This is a genomic window from Pseudomonas campi, assembly GCF_013200955.2.
GTDB classification, from domain to species: Bacteria; Pseudomonadota; Gammaproteobacteria; order Pseudomonadales; family Pseudomonadaceae; genus Aquipseudomonas; species Aquipseudomonas campi.
Genome location: NZ_CP053697.2, coordinates 880,912 through 899,365, shown reverse-complemented (window position 1 = coordinate 899,365; position 18,454 = coordinate 880,912). Strand labels below are relative to the sequence as shown.

General features: G+C 65.7%; 11 protein-coding genes. 7 read left to right on the top strand and 4 right to left on the bottom strand.

Annotation, left to right across the window (positions count from 1 at the left end; genetic code table 11):
• Nucleotides 1-186: 186 nt before the first annotated feature.
• From HNE05_RS04035 to pbpC, 3 genes are all read left to right on the top strand, one after another.
• A complete protein-coding gene (locus tag HNE05_RS04035; RefSeq protein ID WP_173203590.1) occupies nt 187-6,036 on the top strand; it encodes an alpha-2-macroglobulin family protein in 5,850 nt (1,949 codons plus the stop codon).
• A gap of 73 nt (nt 6,037-6,109) precedes the next feature.
• Nucleotides 6,110-6,379 carry a hypothetical protein gene (locus HNE05_RS04030; protein WP_180889173.1) on the top strand — a complete coding sequence of 90 codons (270 nt, stop codon included), beginning with the start codon at nt 6,110-6,112 and terminating at the stop codon, nt 6,377-6,379.
• 5 nt (nt 6,380-6,384) lie between these two features.
• A complete protein-coding gene (gene pbpC / locus HNE05_RS04025; RefSeq protein ID WP_173203587.1) occupies nt 6,385-8,709 on the top strand; it encodes a penicillin-binding protein 1C in 2,325 nt (774 codons plus the stop codon).
• 316 nt (nt 8,710-9,025) lie between these two features.
• Here the strand turns inward: pbpC and HNE05_RS04020 are convergent, their stop codons facing one another.
• From HNE05_RS04020 to HNE05_RS04005, 4 genes are all read right to left on the bottom strand, one after another.
• Nucleotides 9,026-9,967 carry an AEC family transporter gene (locus tag HNE05_RS04020; RefSeq protein WP_173203585.1) on the bottom strand — a complete coding sequence of 314 codons (942 nt, stop codon included), beginning with the start codon at nt 9,965-9,967 and terminating at the stop codon, nt 9,026-9,028.
• A gap of 82 nt (nt 9,968-10,049) precedes the next feature.
• A complete protein-coding gene (locus HNE05_RS04015) occupies nt 10,050-10,577 on the bottom strand; it encodes a hypothetical protein (protein ID WP_173203584.1) in 528 nt (175 codons plus the stop codon).
• A 96-nt stretch (nt 10,578-10,673) separates the two neighbouring features.
• Nucleotides 10,674-11,234 (bottom strand): response regulator transcription factor, encoded by a 561-nt coding sequence (locus tag HNE05_RS04010; RefSeq protein ID WP_173203582.1) that lies wholly within the window; start codon nt 11,232-11,234, stop codon nt 10,674-10,676.
• Nucleotides 11,227-12,504, bottom strand: coding sequence for an ATP-binding protein (locus HNE05_RS04005; protein ID WP_173203580.1), 1,278 nt, complete (start codon nt 12,502-12,504; stop codon nt 11,227-11,229). The genes HNE05_RS04010 and HNE05_RS04005 overlap by 8 nt, the downstream gene beginning before the upstream one ends.
• Nucleotides 12,505-12,814: 310 nt before the next feature.
• Between HNE05_RS04005 and HNE05_RS04000 the strand changes: the two genes are divergently transcribed.
• From HNE05_RS04000 to HNE05_RS03985, 4 genes are all read left to right on the top strand, one after another.
• Nucleotides 12,815-13,528, top strand: a complete 714-nt coding sequence (locus tag HNE05_RS04000; protein ID WP_173203578.1) for an SIMPL domain-containing protein — start codon at nt 12,815-12,817, stop codon at nt 13,526-13,528.
• Between the two features lie 401 nt (nt 13,529-13,929).
• The gene (locus tag HNE05_RS03995; RefSeq protein WP_173203576.1) at nt 13,930-15,531 is read left to right on the top strand and encodes an ABC transporter substrate-binding protein; all 1,602 of its coding nucleotides are present in this window, start codon (nt 13,930-13,932) and stop codon (nt 15,529-15,531) included.
• Between the two features lie 144 nt (nt 15,532-15,675).
• Nucleotides 15,676-17,262 (top strand): ABC transporter substrate-binding protein, encoded by a 1,587-nt coding sequence (locus HNE05_RS03990; protein ID WP_173203574.1) that lies wholly within the window; start codon nt 15,676-15,678, stop codon nt 17,260-17,262.
• Between the two features lie 96 nt (nt 17,263-17,358).
• Entirely contained in the window at nt 17,359-18,369 is a 1,011-nt protein-coding gene (locus tag HNE05_RS03985) for an ABC transporter permease subunit (protein ID WP_173203572.1), read from the top strand.
• Nucleotides 18,370-18,454 lie beyond the last annotated feature (85 nt).

Here is an 18,454-nt window from a genome sequence, read left to right as displayed (position 1 = left end):
AAGCCAGCCGCACAGCCACGCAACCTGACGACCTGGTCAAGCGTGACGCAGTGCACAAACTCTTCGAATTTCTTTATCAGCGCCCCGCCGCCAGGAGGGCCGTCAGGCGCATAATCCGCGCCTCGACAGGCAGTGCCGTCGATCCCGTGGACGCAAGGTCCGCACCTCCATGTTGCAGGGATGCATATGCTCGCTTCGATCAAGTCGGCTTGCCGCCGCATTTTCGCCATTTTCGCTTTCGTCATCCTCGGCATCCTGCGCCTGGTGCGCTGGCTGCTGGGCGCCCTGGTGGGCAGCTGGCAGCCGCCGTTGTGGCTGCGCAAGCTGTGGCAGGGCCTGTGCGCCGGAGGCCGCTGGCTGCGCGCCCGACCCAAGCAGACGGCCGCGGCCCTGGCGCTGCTGGCCCTGCTCGGTGGCGCCGGCGCCTATGCCTGGCACTGGTACCAGAACCTGCCGGTGCCCTACAGCGTGGCTTACTCGGTGGAAGCACCGGCGCTGACCGATTACACCCAGGAAACGCCAGTCATCGCCCCGCTGCGCATCGACTTCCGCGACTCGGCAGCGCCCCTGGAAGCCATCGGCAAACCGGTGCATCAGGGCATCGAACTGCAGCCGGCGATCAAGGGCGTTTGGCACTGGGCGAGCGATCGTGCCCTGGTGTTCACCCCGGCCGGCGATTGGCCGATTGCCCAGGGCTACAAAGTGATCATGGCCGAGGAAGGCCTGCTGGCCGACGGCGTGCTGCTTGAGCAATATGAGCAACGCCTGCGCACCCAGGCCTTCGACGCAGAAGTCAGCAGCCGCGAGCTGTACCAGGACCCGGTCGTGCCGAGCCTGAAGAAACTGGTCAGCACCATTCGCTTCACTCACCCGGTGGATCAGCAATCCTTCCGCGAGCGGGTCGCCATCAACCTCGACCGAGGCCTCGAGTACCGCGACAAGGATGTCCCGCCTGTAGCGGAAATCAGCTTCAGCAAGAACGGCCTGCAGGCCTATGTGCACTCCGCGCCGCTGGCCACTCCGCTGGAAAGCAGCACTGTGAGCCTGGTCGTGGACAAGGGCATCCAGGCGCGCGACGGTGGCAACGCCACCCTGCAGCAGCTGCACACCTCGGCCACCATACCCGGTCGCTATCGCCTGACCTTCAGCGCCAGCAATGTCCAGTTCGTCGACAACGACCGCGGCGAGCCGGAGCCGGTGCTGATGTTCAGCAGCTCCAGCGCCGTGGCCGACGAGGCCATCGCCAAGCAGGTACAGGCCTGGCTGCTGCCCGAGCGCACGCCGCAGGGCAGCGTGTTCTGGGACGCTTACCAGGTCGACGAAAAGACCCTGGCCAAGGCCGAACGCCTGCAGCTGACCCATATCCCCAGCATCGAACCGCTGAACAGCCTGCACGCCTTCAAGTTCAAGGCCGCGCCGGGGCGCTTCCTTTATGTGAAGGTGGCGGCCAAGGTCGAGGCGGTCGGTGGCTACCTGGCCAAGGACCCGACCTACAGCCTGCTACAGATGCCCAAGTACCCGCGCGCCCTGGCCTTCCTTTCCGAAGGCGCCCTGCTCAGCCTGAATGGCGAGAAGCAGCTGGGCATCCTCGGTCGCGGCGTGCCCGGCGCCCAAGTGGAAATCTCGCGCCTGCTGCCCAACCAGCTGCACCACCTGGTCGATCAGAACCATGGCAGCTTCGCCCGCCCCGAGTTCTCCAACGGCTACTTCGACCGCCTGGTCGAGCGCATGGAGGTCCGCCTGCCGCTGGATGCCGGCGACCCGGCCAAGACCCAGTACAGCCATGTCGACCTGGCGCCCTACCTGAATGCCGACGGCGGTCGCCGCGGCATCTTCGTGATCAAGCTCAGCTCCGAGGATGATCCGAGCCAGGACACCTTCGACTATTACTACGACGACAACCCGACCCGCGACCTGCGCTTCGTGGTGGTCACCGACCTGGGCATCATCGCCAAACGCAGCAGCAATGGCAGCCACGACATCTTCGTCCAGTCGCTCAGCCAGGGCGGCGCGGTGGCCGGTGCCGAAGTCGAGATCATCGGCCGCAACGGCCTGCCGGTGGCTACGGCCTACACCGACCTCAACGGCCAGGCGCATTTCGCCAGGCTCGACGAACTGCGCCGCGAGAAGACCCCGCTGATGTATGTGGTCAATTACGGCAACGACCAGTCGTTCCTGCCGGTGGCGCGCAGCCAGCATCGCCTCGACCTGTCGCGCTTCGATATCGGCGGCCAGTACGAGGCCGGCGAGCCGGATCGCCTCGGCGCCTACCTGTTCAGCGACCGCGGCCTGTACCGTCCGGGCGAGACCGCGCACCTGGGCATGATCGTCCGCACCGCCAACTGGAGCGGCCAGTTGCAGGGCCTGCCGGTCGAACTGGACGTGCGCGACCCGCGTGGCCAGAGCGTGCTGCGTCAGCAGCTGAAACTGTCCAGCAGCGGCTTCGAGAGCCTCGACTTCCACAGCAGCGAAGCAGCGCCGGCCGGCACCTACACCGCCAGCCTGAGCCTGATCGACGAAGAGCAGCGACGTACCGAACTGGGCAGCGTCGACTTCAAGGTGCGTGACTTCGAACCGGACCGCATGAAGGTCACGACCACCCTGGCCAAGACGCCGGTCAAGGGCTGGATCGCCCCCGCGCAGGTCGAGGCCAAGGTCAAGGCCATGCACCTGTTCGGCGCGCCGGCCTCGGCGCGCCGGGTCACCGCCGAGATGACCCTGTCGCCGGCCTATGCCGCCTTCGACGGCTATGCCGACTACCGCTTCCGTCTGAACAACTCGCTGAACGAAAGCAGTACGGAGGAACTGCCGGAAGCACAGACCGACGACAACGGCGAAACCCTGCTCGACCTCAAGCTGGATCGCTACGCCGCCAGCACCTACCGCCTCAGCCTGCTGGCGCGGGTGTTCGAGGCCGAGGGCGGACGCAACGTCGCCGCGCAGAGCAGCCTGATGGTGTCTTCCGCGCCCTGGCTGGTCGGGATCAAGAGCGTCGACTCGCTGAGCTACGTGAGCAAGGGCGCCAAGCGCGAGATCGAGTGGCTGGCCATCGGTCCGGATCTCAAGCCGCTGGCGGTGGACGGCCTCTCCACCGAGCTGGTCGAGCACCGTTACGTGTCGGTACTGGTCAAGCAGTCCAACGGCACCTACAAGTACCAGTCGCGGATCAAGAACATCCCGCTCGGCAGCCAGCCGCTGGCGATTGCCGCCGCCGGCAGCAAGCAGACGCTGAACACCAGCGAGCCCGGCGACTACACCCTGACCCTCAAGGCCGCCGATGGCACGCCGCTGAACCAGGTCGACTACAGCGTCGCCGGCCAGGGCAACGCCAGCCGCTCGCTGGAGCGTAACGCCGAACTGCAGCTGCGCCTGGACCAGGACAGCTACGCCCAGGGCGGCGAGATCGAGATCAGCATCCGCGCGCCTTACACCGGCGCCGGGCTGATCACCATCGAGCGCGACAAGGTCTACGCCCACCAGTGGTTCAAGGCCGACAGCACCAGCAGCGTGCAGCGCATACGTCTGCCCGCCGAACTGGAAGGCAACGCCTACGTCAACGTGCAGTTCGTCCGCGACAGCGCCTCGCCCGAGGTCTACATGAGCCCGCTGTCCTATGGCGCCGCGGCCTTCCGTATCGACCTCGACGCCCGGCGCATCCCGCTGCAACTGGAGGCCGCCGGGCATATCGAGCCGGGGCAGACCCTGGATATCAATGTGCGCAGCGACCGCCCCGGCCGCGCGGTGATCTACGCGGTGGACGAAGGCATCCTGCAGGTGGCGCGTTACAAGGCGCCCGACCCGCTGGCGCAGTTCTTCCAGAAACGCGCCCTGGAAGTGGAAACCAGCCAGATCCTCGACCTGCTCCTGCCCGAATTCAGCCGCCTGTTGCAGGCTGCGGCAGTCGGCGGTGACGGCGAAGACCTGCTCGGCGCCCACCTCAATCCGTTCAAGCGCAAGCGCAAGCCGCCGGTGGCTTACTGGTCCGGCCTGGTCGACCTGCAGCCCGGCGACAACCACTTCAGCTACCCGGTGCCGGACTACTTCAACGGCAAGCTGCACCTGTTCGCCGTGGCCGTCGACGATGCGCGCATCGGCGTGGTTGAAGGCGCTACGGCCGTGCGTGGGCCGCTGGTGATCACCCCCAACGTGCCGGCCTTCGTCGCCCCGGGCGATGTGTTCAAGGTCAGCGCCGGAGTGTTCAGCAACCTGGATAAACCGGCCACGGTCAAAGTCAGCGTGGAGACCAGCGCCGGCCTCAAGGTACAAGCCATCAGCCAGGCCGAGCTGCAACTGGCGCCGCGCAAGGAAGGCGTGGTGGAAATCGACCTGCTGGCCCTGGAAGCCCTGGGTTCGGCCGATCTCAACTTCGTCGCCACCCTGCCCGACGGCAAGCGCGTGCAGATCGGCGAAACCACCTCGGTGCGCCCGCTGGTGGAGCGCCGCGTGGCGCTGACCCTGGGCCGCACTGAGGACTCCAGTGGCGAAGTGCAGATCAGCCGTGATCTGTACCCGCAGCTGCGCAACGTGCGCTTCGGCGCCGCCGGCTCGCCGCTGGTGTGGGCCGACGGCCTGCAGAGCTACCTGGCCGACTACGGCTACAGCTGCACCGAGCAACTGGTGTCCAAGGCCATGCCGGCGCTGGTCTGGGGCAGCTCGGCGGCCGGCGTCGACCAGGCCGCCCTGCCGGCCTTCGACAACGCGGTGCGCATCCTGCGTTCGCGGCAGAACCTGGAAGGCGGCTTCGGCCTGTGGGCGGCCAACCCGCAAGTGGTGCCGTTCGCCAGCCTGTACGCCAGCGACTTCCTGATCGAGGCCAAGGAACGCAATTACCCGGTACCGGGCGACCTGCTCAACCGCGCCAACGCCTACCTGTCGCAAGTGGCCAACGGCCCCAGCGAAGGCCTCGGCGAGCTGCGCGACCGCGCCTACGCCGCCTACCTGCTGACCCGCCAGGGCGTGGTCACCAGCGGCGCCCTGGCCGATATCCGCGAGCGCTACGAGACCTACCACAGGCAGAACTGGCAACAGGACATCGGCGCCGCGTACCTGGCCGCCAGCTACAAGCTGCTCAAGCAAGACAAGCAGGCCGACAAGCTGTTCGGCGAGCAGCAGTGGCGCACCCTGGAGAAGAACTGGAGCAGCTACGGCCTGTACTACGACCCGCTGGTGCATGACGCCGAGCACCTGCGCCTGCTCAGCAAGCACTTCCCCGGCGAGCTCGACGAAGTGCCGGTGAAACTGCTCGACAGCCTCGGCGAGCGCCTCAGCGAACAGCGCTACAACTCGCTGTCCGCCGCCCTGCTGCTGCGCGCCCTGGACAGCTACGGCGAGCGCGCCGAAGTCGGTCTCAACCTCAAGGTCAGCGCCTGGCTGGGCAAGCAGGGCGAGCAGCCGCTGGAACTGAGCGGCAAGCCGCCGATCAGCGAGGTGCCGATCGCGGCGAAGATGCTCCTGCTGCGCAAGGACAGCGACGCGCCGGTGTTCTACATGCTCAGCGAAGCCGGCTACGACCGCGGCGCGCCGAACAAGGTGATTGCCGACGGCCTGGAAGTGACCCACGAGTACACCGACCTGGATGGCGAGCCAGTGGACCAGGTCAAGGTCGGCGACGAATTCTTCGTCCGCCTGCGCCTGCGCGCCAAGGACTTCGACCAGGTGCAGCAGGTGGCCGTGGTCGACCTGCTGCCGGGCGGCACCGAGCCGGTGTACAACCAGCCGGCCGTGGTGACCGCAAGCACCGACGAGGAGTCGTCCGAGGAGGAATACAGCGAGGAAGGCGAATACGCAGAACCGAGCTGGCAGCCGCCGGTCGGTGAAAGCGCGCTGAGCGACTGGAACCCGGACTTCGCCGATGTGCGTGATGACCGCGTGGTGCTCTACGGCACCGTCTACCGCGACGCCGCCACCTTCGTCTACCGCGTACGCGCCACCAACGCCGGCACCTTCGGCACGCCGCCGGCCTACGCCGAAGGCATGTACGACACCAGCCAGCAGGCGCGTGGCAAGGCGGGCAAGCTGACCATCGTCAAACCTTGATGGCTCGTCCCCCGTCGCCATAGGCGACGGGGGCTTCCCTCACTTCTGCCAGGAACGCCCCATGCGCAGACTCATGCCTTATCTGCTGCTCGCTCTGACAATGCCCGTCGCGGCAGGCTCGCAGCAGACTCTGCCCGAGGATCTCGTGGCCTTTATCCAGGACTATGAGAGCTGCGAGCATTTCAGCGGCGAGGAACCCTACGACGCAGAGCGGCGCGCCTTTCTAAACGAGCAGATCGAGCAATCCTGCACAGGCCTGGAAGCCCAGCGCAGCGCACTGAGCCAGCGTTATGCCGGGCAAGCCGAGCTGTTGCAGCACCTGCACGACCACCCTCCGCTCTGAACCCCATGATTCCCGCCACCCTAGCTCCACGTCGTTGGCAACGCATCGCCTGCTGGCTACTGGCTGCCGGCCTGCTGTTGCTGACCCTGCGCCTGTGGCCGCACGCGCCGCTGCGCGAGGCGGCGCCGCTGTCGCGTCTGGTGCTGGCGGAGAATGGCGAGCTGCTGCGCATGACCCTGGCCAGCGATGGCCAGTACCGCCTGTGGCTGCCGCTGGAACGCATCGCCCCGGCGATGATCGATGCCCTGCTGCTCAAGGAGGATCGCCACTTCTACCGTCACCCCGGCGTCGACCCGACGGCGCTGCTGCGCGCCACCCTGGCCACCTACGGCGGTGGCATGCGCCAGGGCGGCTCGACCCTGAGCATGCAGCTGGCGCGGCGGTTGTATGGCCTCAACTCGCGGCAGATCCCCGGCAAGCTGCAGCAGATCGCCCTGGCCCTGTGGCTGGAAGCACGCCACAGCAAGCACGACATCCTTGAGGCCTACCTCAACCTGGCGCCCATGGGCGGCAATATCGAGGGAGTCGAGGCCGCCAGCCGCATCTACTTCGCCAAGTCCGCCGAGCAGCTGTCGCTCAGCGAGGCCCTGGCCCTGGCGGTGATTCCCCAGCAGCCGGGGCGCGGCCAGTTCGGCCCGTCGCTGCAGAAGGCCCGCCTGCAACTGATGGCCCAATGGCGCAGCGAGCATGCCGACGACCCGCGCAATGACGGCCTGCTGGAGCTGCCGCTGCAGGCACGCACGCGTCAGCAGCTGCCGTTCCGCGCTCCGCACCTGAGCGAACAGTTGCTGGCCAGCCACAGCGGCGCCGAACTGCACAGCACCCTCGACCTGCGCCTGCAGACCCGCCTGGAAAAGCTTATCGAGCAGTTCGTCAGCGACCACCGCCGCCAGGGCGTGCGCAACGCTACGGCGATCCTGGTGGACAGCCGCGACCAGGCGGTGAAGGCGCTGGTCGGCTCGGCCGACTACTTCGATGCGAGCATCCACGGTCAGGTCAATGGCGTGCAGTCGCGACGCTCGCCGGGCTCGACGCTGAAACCTCTGCTCTATGCCCTGGCCCTGGACCAGGGACTGATCCAGCCGATGAGCATCATCAAGGACGCACCCAGCGCCTTCGGCGCCTTCCAGCCGGAGAACTTCGACGGCAAGTTCGCCGGCCCGCTGACCGCCCAGGACGCGCTGATCCGCAGCCGCAACGTGCCTGCCGTGTGGCTGGCCAGCCAGCTCGATAAGCCGTCGCTGCACGGCCTGCTGCAGCGCGCCGGCATCCAGCGCCTGCGCGAGGAAGAGTTCTACGGCCTGGCCCTGGCCCTCGGCGGCGGCGAGATGACCCCGGCCGAGTTGGCCAAGCTATACCTGCTGCTGGCTGGCGACGGCCGCCTGCGTCCACTGCGCTGGACCCGCGAGGACCGCAGCGAACCAGGCGCGCAGCTGCTGTCGCCGCAGGCCAGCTTCATGGTGCGCGACATGCTCCGGCATAACCCGCGCCCGGACGGCCTGCCCGCCGATGCCCGCGGACGCAACTGGCCGGTGGCCTGGAAGACCGGCACCTCCTGGGGTTTCCACGATGCCTGGAGCGCCGGCCTGGTCGGCCCCTACGTGCTGGTGGTGTGGGTCGGCAACTTCGACGCCACACCCAATCCGGCCTTCGTCGGCATCAAGACCGCCGCGCCGCTGTTCTTCCGCATCGCCGATGCCCTGCCGCTGGCCCTGCCCGAGGTCCAGGCGGCCGTCGACCGGCCTCCGCCGGGACTGACGCGGGTCGAGGTCTGCGCTGCCTCCGGCGAGCTGCCCAACCGCTGGTGCCCGCAGACGCGCAAGACCTGGTACATCCCCGGCGTATCGCCGATTCGGGTGTCCGACCTGCATCGCCCAGTGATGGTCGACCGGCTCACCGGCAAGGCCGCCTGCCCGCCGTTCGACCCGGCGACCAGCGAACTGCAGGTCTTCGAATTCTGGCCGTCCGAGTTGCAGCGCCTGTTCACCGCCGCCGGCCTGCCACGGCGCACGCCGCCGGACGCCCAGCGCGACTGCCAGGTGCAGGCAGCGGTTAATCTGCAGGAGGTGCCGCGCATCACTTCGCCACTGACCCAGGTGACCTACAGCCTGCGCCTGTCGCAACCGCAGGAGAGCATCGCCCTGAGCGCCAACGCCGCCAGCGACGCGCGCCGGCTGTACTGGTTCGCCGACCACACATTGCTCGGCCAGGGCACGCCGCAAAGCGCCCTGCAATGGCGCCCCGCGCGTTCCGGGCAGTACCAGATCCGCGTCAGCGACGACCAGGGCCGCAGCGCCAGCCGCGCCTTGCGCGTGGAATTCCTGCCGTAGGTAGCGATTCACGTAGCCCGGATGCAATCCGGGAAGGGAGGAATGCCGATGGCTCGTCCCCGGATTGCATCCGGGCTACGGCCTGCTGTGAATTGGGTTGAGCACAGCCATGTAGCAACATGAGGGCGTGTAAGGCGGCGCGGATCGCTTTTGCCCCCTCTCCCGTTTACGGGAGAGGGCTGGGGAGAGGGTTAGTCAGCCCACGCCCTCTCCCCCAGCCCCTCGGTTTTGGCTTCCTGCGTCACCCTACCTCCTGCATCCATGCAGTCGTCTCCCACAAGTGGGAGAGGGGAGTTACCGCACCCCGCGACAGAACCTAGATCCAGCCGCCCCACTGCAGCACGAACAAACCAATATTGGTGCTCAGCACCGCCGCCAGGGTGGTGATGACGATAATCGACGCCGCCAGCTCATGGTTGCCGCCGCTGGCCTTGGCCATGACGAAGCTGGCCGCCGCCGTGGGGCTGGCGAAATACAGGAAGAGGATGCCCAGTTCGGCATTGCGAAAGCCGCAGAGGAACGCGCCGAAGGTCGCCAGCAGCGGCAGCCAGAGCATTTTCCACAGGCTGGCGCTGAGGGCCAGGCCGCTGCCCTTGCGCAGCGAGGCCAGCGACAGGGTGCCACCGATGCAGATCAGCGCCAGCGGCAGGGTCATGCTGGCGAAGTAGTCGCCGGAGGTGAGCAGCCAGGCCGGCAGTTTGACCTGCCAGTAGGCGAACGGGATCGCTGCCAGCACGCCAAGGATCAGCGGGTTGCGCAGGATGCTCTTGCTGATGCTCCACACGTCGGCCTTGGCATTCGGGCTGTAGATGGCCAGGACGATGGCCGACAGGCTGTTGTAGGAAAGGATCACCACCCCGCCGAGGATGCCGCCCAGCGAGAGGCCATAGTCGCCGTACAGGCTGGTGGCCAGGGCCAGGCCGACGATGCCGTTGTTGCCGCGAAAGGCGCCCTGGGTATACACGCCGCGTTCCTCGCGCGGGATGCGCAGGATCGCCCAGCCCCAGACCAGCAGAAAACCCAGCAGCGTGGCCAGCAGGAAGTAGCCGAGCAGCGCCGGCTGCAGGGCGGTGTTGAGGTCGGCATGCAGGATGGCGAGGAACAGCATGACCGGCATGGTGCCCTTGAACACCAGGGCCGAGGCGGTATCGATGAAGCGCGCGTCGATCCAGCCCAGGCGCTTGAGACCCACGCCGAGGAACAACATGGCAAACACCGGGGCGGTGACGGCGAGGGTCTGCTGGACAACGGCGAGCATGGCGGGCCCCGACTAACTGCTTAGGGCGCTAATGATAACCGAGCGGACAGGAAAAAGGCTTTCGCCGCATATTGCCCTCAGCTCAAGGCTGGAAACGACGCAGAGGCGCTAGAGGATAGCCCCACTTCTGCAGCGTCGACTGCAGGGATTCCAGCTGAACCTCCAGCTCTGCTCGCGGCACTCGAAGAGCGATGCGCCACTGCACGCCGTCGCTGTTCTCGATGACCAGCCCATGATCCCGCGGGAACAACCAACCAGTCTGCACATACGGAGCCACACTGGTAACGCGTGCTCTTCTAATGCGCTCCTCCCATACAGCCTGGTTGTCGAACCGGCGACTGACATTTACACCGTCCTGGCGGAATTCGACATGCGGATCGCCGGATTTGGCGCGGCCATCAGGGGCGGTTACCCAGAGTCCTACCAGCAACGCAGCCAGCGCGAAGACCACCGCTGCAAACAAGCTGCCCGGAAAACCCAGCTTGGCCACGCAGGCAAATGTAAATCCGAAGATCAACACCAGCGAGCACCAGGTCTCGGTCGAGCGACTAGCTGGCTTGGGGTGACGGTAGACTTTCCGCAGTTGCGACTTGTCGAGCATCCTGCTCATGGCGCCATCTCCTATGACACGGTGTCACCTGAAATGGCGACACGCGGCCAGGAATACTAGCGGCAAGCAATACCGATGTCCGCGAACAAATGCGCGTTAGCGGCGTACCGGACGCTTCTGCAACTTGCGTTGCAGGGTGCGCCGGTGCATGCCCAGGGCGCGGGCGGTGGCGGAGATATTACCTTCGTGTTCGGCCAGCACACGCTGGATGTGTTCCCACTGCAGGCGGTCCACCGACATCGGGTTTTCCGGCACCAGGGTGTCCAGGTCGGCATGTTTCGACAGCAGCGCGGTCAGCACGTCGTCGGCGTCGGCCGGCTTGCACAGGTAGTTGGTGGCGCCGCGCTTGATCGCTTCCACGGCGGTGGCGATGCTCGAGTAACCGGTGAGGATCACCACGCGCATTTCCGGGTCCAGCTCCAGCAGCTTGGGCAGCAGCACCAGGCCGGAGTCGCCTTCCATCTTCAGGTCGACCACGGCGTAGTCGGGCAGGTCTTCCTTGGCCAGGGCCAGGCCTTCCTCGGCCGAGTTGGCCACGCTGACGCGCAGGCCACGACGGTCCATGGCCCGTGCCATGACGCGGGTAAAGGTGGCGTCGTCGTCTACCAGCAGCAGGTGCGGCTGCTCTTCGCCGTCGATCAGTTGCTCGTCACTCATGTTCATCTCCGGGGGCCAGTCTGGGCAGACGCAGTTCCGTCAGCGTACCGCCATCTTCATGGTTGTAGAGTTTTACCGACCCGCCGGCCCGCGTCACGCTGGCCTGGCTGAGAAACAGGCCAAGGCCGAAGCCCTTGCCCTTGGTGGTAAAGAAAGGTTTGCCGATCTGCTCGGCGATGGCCAGCGGCACGCCGGCACCATGGTCGAGAATGCTCAAAACGATCCACAGATGATCCCAGTCGAGGCGGATATCCAGCTTGTCCGGGCAGGCATCGGCGGCATTGTTCAGCAGGTTGAGCAGCGCCTGAGTCAGGTCGGCCGGCGGCGCCAGGCGTGGCACAGCGCCGAAGCCCAGGGGCTGGAAGCGGTAGGTGGCTTCCGGGCGCATCAGGTGCCAGCGGTTGAGGGTGGTTTCCAGCCACTGCACGGCGGTCTGTTCGAACACCGCCTGGCGGCGATCGGCCTCGGCGGCACGCACCAGATGCTGCAGGGTCTCCTTGCACAGCTTGACCTGCTCCTGGAGCAGCGCCAGGTCATCCTGCAGGGCCGGCTTGTCACGGTACTCCTGGCGCAGTTCCTTGATCAGCACGCTCATGGTCGCCAGCGGCGTACCCAGCTCGTGGGCGGCGCCGGCGGCCTGGGTGGCCACGGCGAGCAACTGCTGATCGCGCATGCCCTCCTCACGGCGCAGGGCCTGCAGCTCGTCCTGGCTGCGCAGGGCGCCGGCCATCTTGACCACGAAGAAGGTGATGAAGGCCGCCGACAGGGCGAAGTTCATCCACATGCCGAACAGGTGCAGGCTGATCAGCATGGCCTCGTGCTGCACGTTGTTCAGGTGCAGCGGGTGGTACCAGATCAGTAGCGCGGTGTAGCCGCTCAGGGCCAGGCCGCTGAGCACCATGGAGTAGAACCACGGCAGGGTCGCCGCGGCAATGGTCAGCGGCACCAGGTAATAGGAGACGAAGGGGTTGGTCGAGCCACCGGAGAAATACAGCAGCACGCTGTGCACGATCAGGTCGCAGGCCAACTGAGTGGCGTACTCCAGCTCGGTCACCGGCCAAGGCCCGCGCAGCCTCAGGGCGGTGAACAGGCACAGGCACAGGGAAATACCGAGGACGATGCTCAGCGGTAACCAGGGCAGAGGCAGCAGATCGGACAGGTAGGCAATGCCCACCGAGCCGGCCTGGGCGGACAGCACCAGCATGCGGATCAGGGTCAGGCGCCAGAGATTCTGACGACTGGCGGACAGCAGTTGAACGGGTGCGTACATGGTGGCTCCGGCGGACTGCGGCGAGTATAACCAGAGGCCCATGCCGGCCGCCTGCCTGCGGCAACTCGCCGCATCCGGCAAAGCGAAGAAAATAGCGAACCGGAGCTAACCCGCCTGGTCAGATAATCGCGTCTACCCCAAAGAGCCTGTTCACGATTTCGCGAGCTAGAGCTATACAAGGCAAAAACAGGCGAGGAAGCGGAGTTTACGAGCTGTAAATGAGCATTCCGAGCCTGTTTTTAACGCAGTAGAGCCGACGCGCAGCCAATCGTGAACAGGCTCTAAGGACAATTACCCGCAAGGAGTCTCTATGCACACGCTCAACCGCCTCGCCGCCACCGTGGTATTTGGTGTCATCGCCCTGACCAGCCTGTCGAGCCTGGCTGACGAGGCCCGCTACAACCAGATCGCCCTGCGCGCCGAAGTCGGCCAGGAAGTGGCCCATGACCGCATGTACGTGACCCTCTACAGCGAGGCGCAGGACAAGGACCCGGGCAAACTGGCCGCGGCTATCACCACCACCCTGAACAAGGCCGTCGAGCAGGCACGCAAGGTCGAGGGCGTCAGCGTCAGCCTGGGCAATCGCAACAGCTACCCGGTCTATGAGGAAGAAGGTACCAAGATCAGCGCCTGGCGCGAACGCGCCGAAGTCCGCCTGGAAAGCGCCGACTTCGCTAGCCTGGCGCAACTCAGTGCCGACCTGCTCGGCGAGCTGAAGATGGCCGAGATGAGTTTCGCCGTGGCCGATACCACTCGCCAGCAGAGCGAAGACACCCTGATCAAGGAAGCCGTCGCCGCCTTCAAGGCCCGCGCCCAGCTGGCCACCGAAGCACTCGGCGGTTCGGGCTACAAGCTGGTCAGCCTCAATCTCAACAGTGGCGGCTTCCAGCCGGTGATGCCGATGCGGGCCATGGCCATGGACAGCGGCAGCTTCAGCAAGAGCGCCCCGGCGCCGCAGATCGAAGCCGGCAGCAGCAAGGTGAGCATGGCGGCTGATGGGGTAATCGAGGTACAGATGCCCTGAGAACGCTCGAAAACTCCTCTCTCCCACTTGTGGGAGAGAGGGCAAAAGCGCACTGCACCTGCCCTACACACAGCCATAACGATGCCAAAGAGTCAGAAGGATATTCTGCGATCTCTTGATCGTCGGCCCCGCCATGGCCTTGCCTGGCTCTAGCTCAAAAGACCCCAAACAGGCTCTCAATCTGTGCATGCACCGTTACCTGCGGTGACTCCGTGGGTAGCGGCCAGCCAGGGCAACCACCGCCCGATTTGTACAAATGCGACACCGACTTACAGCTTCCCCCCGTCTTCTACACTGATCTCGGCTTAACGTTGTTGCCCGGCATATGCCGTGCATAGTTTCGCGCAAGGCACCCACAAGGTGCCCCTCACGATGACAACCACAACAACCCTGAGGTCAACATGCGTAAAAACGCCGTCATCCAGACACTGCTTGCCGCTGGGCTGATCGCCAGCGCGCCCTTCGCCAGCGCCGCCAGCAACCTGGTGTTCTGCTCCGAAGGCAGCCCCGCCGGCTTCGACCCCGGTCAGTACACCACCGGCACCGACTTCGATGCCGCCGCAGAAACCATGTTCAACCGCCTGACCCAGTTCGAGCGTGGCGGCACCGCCGTAGTCCCCGGCCTGGCCGAGAAATGGGATATCGCCGCAGACGGCCTCAGCTACACCTTCCACCTGCGTCCGGGCGTGAAGTTCCACAGCACCGAGTACTTCAAGCCGACTCGCGAATTCAACGCCGACGACGTGCTGTTCACCTTCCAGCGCATGCTCGACAAGGAACACCCATTCCGTAAGGCCTACCCCAGCGAATTCCCCTACTTCACCGACATGGGCATGGACGCCAATATCGCCAAGCTGGAAAAGCTCGACGACATGACGGTCAAGTTCAGCCTGAACAACGTCGACGCGGCCTTTATCCAGAACCTGGCGATGAGCTTCGCCTCGATCCAGTCCGCCGAGTACGCCGACCAGCTGCTCAAGGCCGGCCAGGCCGCCGACATCAACCAGAAGCCGATCGGCACCGGGCCGTTCGTGTTCAAGCGCTACCAGAAGGATGCGCAGATCCGCTTCACCGGCAACAAGGACTACTGGCTGCCGGAAGACGTGAAGATCGATAACCTGATCTTCGCCATCAACACCGATGCCTCGGTGCGCATGCAGAAACTCAAGGCCGGCGAATGCCAGATCACCCTGTTCCCGCGCCCGGCTGACCTCGAGTCGCTGAAGAAAGACCCGAACCTGGCTATGCCCGAACAGGCCGGTTTCAACCTCGGCTACATCGCCTACAACGTCACCCACAAGCCGTTCGACCAGCTCGAAGTACGTCAGGCACTGGACATGGCGGTGAACAAGCAGGCGATCATCGACGCCGTCTACCAGGGTGCCGGCCAGTTGGCGGTGAACGGCATGCCGCCGACCCAGTGGTCCTACGACGAGACCGTCAAGGACCCGGCCTTCGACCCGGAGAAGGCCAAGGCCCTGCTCAAGGCCGCCGGTGTGGCCGAAGGCACCGAGATCACCCTGTGGGCCATGCCGGTGCAGCGCCCGTACAACCCCAATGCCAAGCTGATGGCCGAAATGCTGCAGGCCGACTGGGCCAAGGCAGGGATCAAGGCGAAGATCGTCAGCTACGAATGGGGCGAATACCTCAAGCGTTCCAAGGCCGGCGAACATGACGCCATGCTGATCGGCTGGAGCGGCGACAACGGTGATCCGGACAACTGGCTGGGCACCCTCTACGGTTGCGACGCGGTGGACGGCAACAACTTCTCCAAGTGGTGCGACGCCTCCTACGACAAGCTGGTCCAGGCGGCCAAGCGCACCACCGACGTGGCCGAGCGCACCGCCCTGTACAAGCAGGCGCAGCACATCCTCAAGGCCCAGGTGCCGATCACTCCGATCGCCCACTCCACCGTGTACCAACCGATGCGCAAGAACGTGCAGGACTTCAAGATCAGCCCGTTCGCGCTCAACGCCTTCTACGGCGTGGGCGTCGGCAAATAAGCCGATTACCGGGCGGCCCCGCGCCGCCCGGACTCATTCTGCAGCCTGTAGCCCGGATGCAATCCGGGGGCACATCATCCATAAAGCCCCGGATTCCATCCGGGCTACCGGTTCAACCGATATTCGCCGCGCCAAGGAAAACCGATGCGTCGAGACCTGCTGTCACTCGTCCTCTGCCTGCCCCTCTACGCCACTGCCCAGCAGACCCTGGTGGTGTGCAGCGAAGCCAGTCCGGAAGGCTTCGACATCGTCCAGTACACCGCTGCCACCACTGCCGACGCCTCATCGGAAACCCTGTTCGAGCGCCTGGTGCAGTTCGCTCCCGGCAGCACGCGGATCATCCCGGCCCTGGCCGAACGCTGGGAGATCAGCGCCGATGGCCTGCAATACACCTTCCACCTGCGCCGCGGGGTGCAGTTCCACCAGACGCCCTGGTTCAAGCCGAGCCGCGCACTGAATGCCGACGATGTGCTGTGGAGTTTCCAGCGCCAGCAGGACAAGCAGCATGCCTGGCATGAACTGGCGCCGCGTGGCTTCCCCTATTTCGAAGCCATGGGTTTCTCCAGCCTGATCGAGCGGATCGACAAGCTCGACGAATACAGCGTGCGCTTCACCCTGAAACACCCCGAGGCGCCCTTCCTCGCCGACCTGGCCATGGGTTTCACTTCGATCTATTCCGCCGAATACGCCGCGCAGCTGCTTGCGGCCGGCACCCCGGACCAGCTCAACAGCCAGCCGGTGGGCACGGGGCCATTTGTCTTCGAGCGCTACAGCAAGGATGCCCAGGTGCGCTTTCGCGCCCACCCCGACTACTGGGCCGGCAGGCCGGCGCTGGACAAGCTGTTGCTGGCCATCACCCCCGATCCCAATGTACGGGTGCAGCAGCTCAAGGCCGGCGCCTGCCAGGTGGCGCTCTACCCGCGGCCGATCGATGTGCCGGCACTGCGCCAGAGCAGCGGTGTGCAGGTGCAGGAGCTGGACTCGCTGCTGGTCGCCTACGTCGCCCTGAATACCCGCCACCCACCGCTGGACGATGTGCGCGTGCGCCAGGCCATCAACCTGGCCTTCGACCGCCAGGCCTACCTGCGCGCGCAGTACGGCGAAGGCAACGCCAGCCTGGCCGTGGCGCCCTACCCAGCCACCCTGCTCGGCTACAACGACCAACTGCAGCCCTGGCCGCACGACCCCGAGCGCGCGCGTCGGCTGCTGGCCGAGGCCGGGCATGCCGACGGCTTCAAGCTGGCGATCTGGACCCGCCCCGGCGGCGGGCCGACCAATCCCAACCCGGGCATCGGCGCGCAGATGCTGCAGGCCGACCTGGCCGCCATCGGCATCCAGGCCGAGATCCGCGTGTTCGAGTGGGGCGAGCTGATCAAGCGGGCAAAGAATGGCGAGCACGACCTGGTGTTCATGGGCTGGGCCGGCGACAACGGCGACCCGGACAACTTCCTCACCCCCAACCTGTCCTGTGCTGCCGCCGAGAGTGGCGAGAACCAGGCGGGCTGGTGCAACCCCGCGTTCGATGCGCTGATCGTCGAGGCCCGCCGGATCAGCGCACCGGCACCGCGCGCCGAGCTGTACCGGCAGGCGCTGGCGATCTTCCACGAACAGGTCCCATGGATCGCCCTGGCCCACCCCAAGCAGTTCACCGCCCTCAGCGCCGATGTCGCAGGCTTTGTGCAAAGCCCGCTGGGCTCCAATAATTTCGCCCATGTGCGGCGCGTGAAGTGAATAGAAGAACCAGAGCTCGCTCCCACAAACCATGACCCTGACCACAACCAACGCCCCACAAGGGCAAAACCCGATGATGCGGAGTACCCCAACGCAATGCTGTCCTTCATAGCCAGACGCCTGGGGCTGCTGATCCCCACCTTCTTCGGCGTCACCCTGCTGACCTTCGCCCTGATCCGCCTGATCCCCGGCGATCCGGTGGAAGTGATGATGGGCGAGCGCCGGGTCGATCCCGAGATGCACGCCGAAGCCATGCACCGTCTGGGCCTGGACAAGCCACTGCCGGCGCAGTACCTGGACTACATCAGCCAGCTGGCACAGGGCGATCTGGGCCGGTCGCTGCGCACCCGCGAAGGGGTGTGGGACGAGTTCCTCACCCTGTTCCCGGCGACCTTGGAGCTGTCCCTGGCCGCCCTGCTGTTCGCCGGCACGCTGGGTCTGATCGCCGGGGTGATCGCCGCGCTCAAGCGTGGCTCGCTGTTCGACCACGGGGTGATGGGCATTTCCCTGGCTGGCTACTCCATGCCGATCTTCTGGTGGGGCCTGCTGCTGATCATGTTCTTCTCGGTGTACCTGGGCTGGACCCCGGTATCCGGGCGCATCGACCTGCTCTACGACATCACCCCGGTCACCGGCTTCATGCTGATCGACACCCTGCTCAGCGACGAGGAAGGCGCCTTCGTCGATGCCCTCCAGCACCTGATCCTGCCGGCCATCGTGCTCGGCACCATTCCTTTGGCAGTGATCGCGCGGATGACCCGTTCGGCCATGCTCGAAGTACTGCGCGAGGACTACGTACGCACCGCCCGCGCCAAGGGCCTGTCGCCGGCGCGCGTGGTGTTCGTGCATGGCCTGCGCAATGCGCTGATCCCGGTACTCACGGTGTTCGGCCTGCAGGTCGGCGCCCTGCTGGCCGGCGCGGTGCTGACCGAGACCATCTTCTCCTGGCCGGGCATCGGCAAATGGCTGATCGAGGCCATCGGCGCCCGCGACTACCCGGTGGTGCAGAACGGCATCCTGCTGATCGCCTGCCTGGTGATCCTGGTCAACTTCGTCGTGGACATCCTCTATGGCCTGGTTAACCCACGCATTCGCCATCAGAAGTAAGGAAGGCACCATGCACAACTGCATCGATTGCGTAGGGTGGATGACGCTTCACCCATCCACCATCACGACACCCGACAGGTGGATG

What these genes read in the sequence shown, in the direction of transcription:
- HNE05_RS04035 (WP_173203590.1), top strand. Translation starts at nt 187, where the DNA reads ATGCTCGCTTCGATCAAGTCGGCTTGCCGCCGCATTTTCGCCATTTTC.
- HNE05_RS04030 (WP_180889173.1), top strand. Translation starts at nt 6,110, where the DNA reads ATGCCTTATCTGCTGCTCGCTCTGACAATGCCCGTCGCGGCAGGCTCG.
- pbpC (WP_173203587.1), top strand. Translation starts at nt 6,385, where the DNA reads ATGATTCCCGCCACCCTAGCTCCACGTCGTTGGCAACGCATCGCCTGC.
- HNE05_RS04020 (WP_173203585.1), bottom strand. Translation starts at nt 9,967, where the DNA reads ATGCTCGCCGTTGTCCAGCAGACCCTCGCCGTCACCGCCCCGGTGTTT.
- HNE05_RS04015 (WP_173203584.1), bottom strand. Translation starts at nt 10,577, where the DNA reads ATGAGCAGGATGCTCGACAAGTCGCAACTGCGGAAAGTCTACCGTCAC.
- HNE05_RS04010 (WP_173203582.1), bottom strand. Translation starts at nt 11,234, where the DNA reads ATGAGTGACGAGCAACTGATCGACGGCGAAGAGCAGCCGCACCTGCTG.
- HNE05_RS04005 (WP_173203580.1), bottom strand. Translation starts at nt 12,504, where the DNA reads ATGTACGCACCCGTTCAACTGCTGTCCGCCAGTCGTCAGAATCTCTGG.
- HNE05_RS04000 (WP_173203578.1), top strand. Translation starts at nt 12,815, where the DNA reads ATGCACACGCTCAACCGCCTCGCCGCCACCGTGGTATTTGGTGTCATC.
- HNE05_RS03995 (WP_173203576.1), top strand. Translation starts at nt 13,930, where the DNA reads ATGCGTAAAAACGCCGTCATCCAGACACTGCTTGCCGCTGGGCTGATC.
- HNE05_RS03990 (WP_173203574.1), top strand. Translation starts at nt 15,676, where the DNA reads ATGCGTCGAGACCTGCTGTCACTCGTCCTCTGCCTGCCCCTCTACGCC.
- HNE05_RS03985 (WP_173203572.1), top strand. Translation starts at nt 17,359, where the DNA reads ATGCTGTCCTTCATAGCCAGACGCCTGGGGCTGCTGATCCCCACCTTC.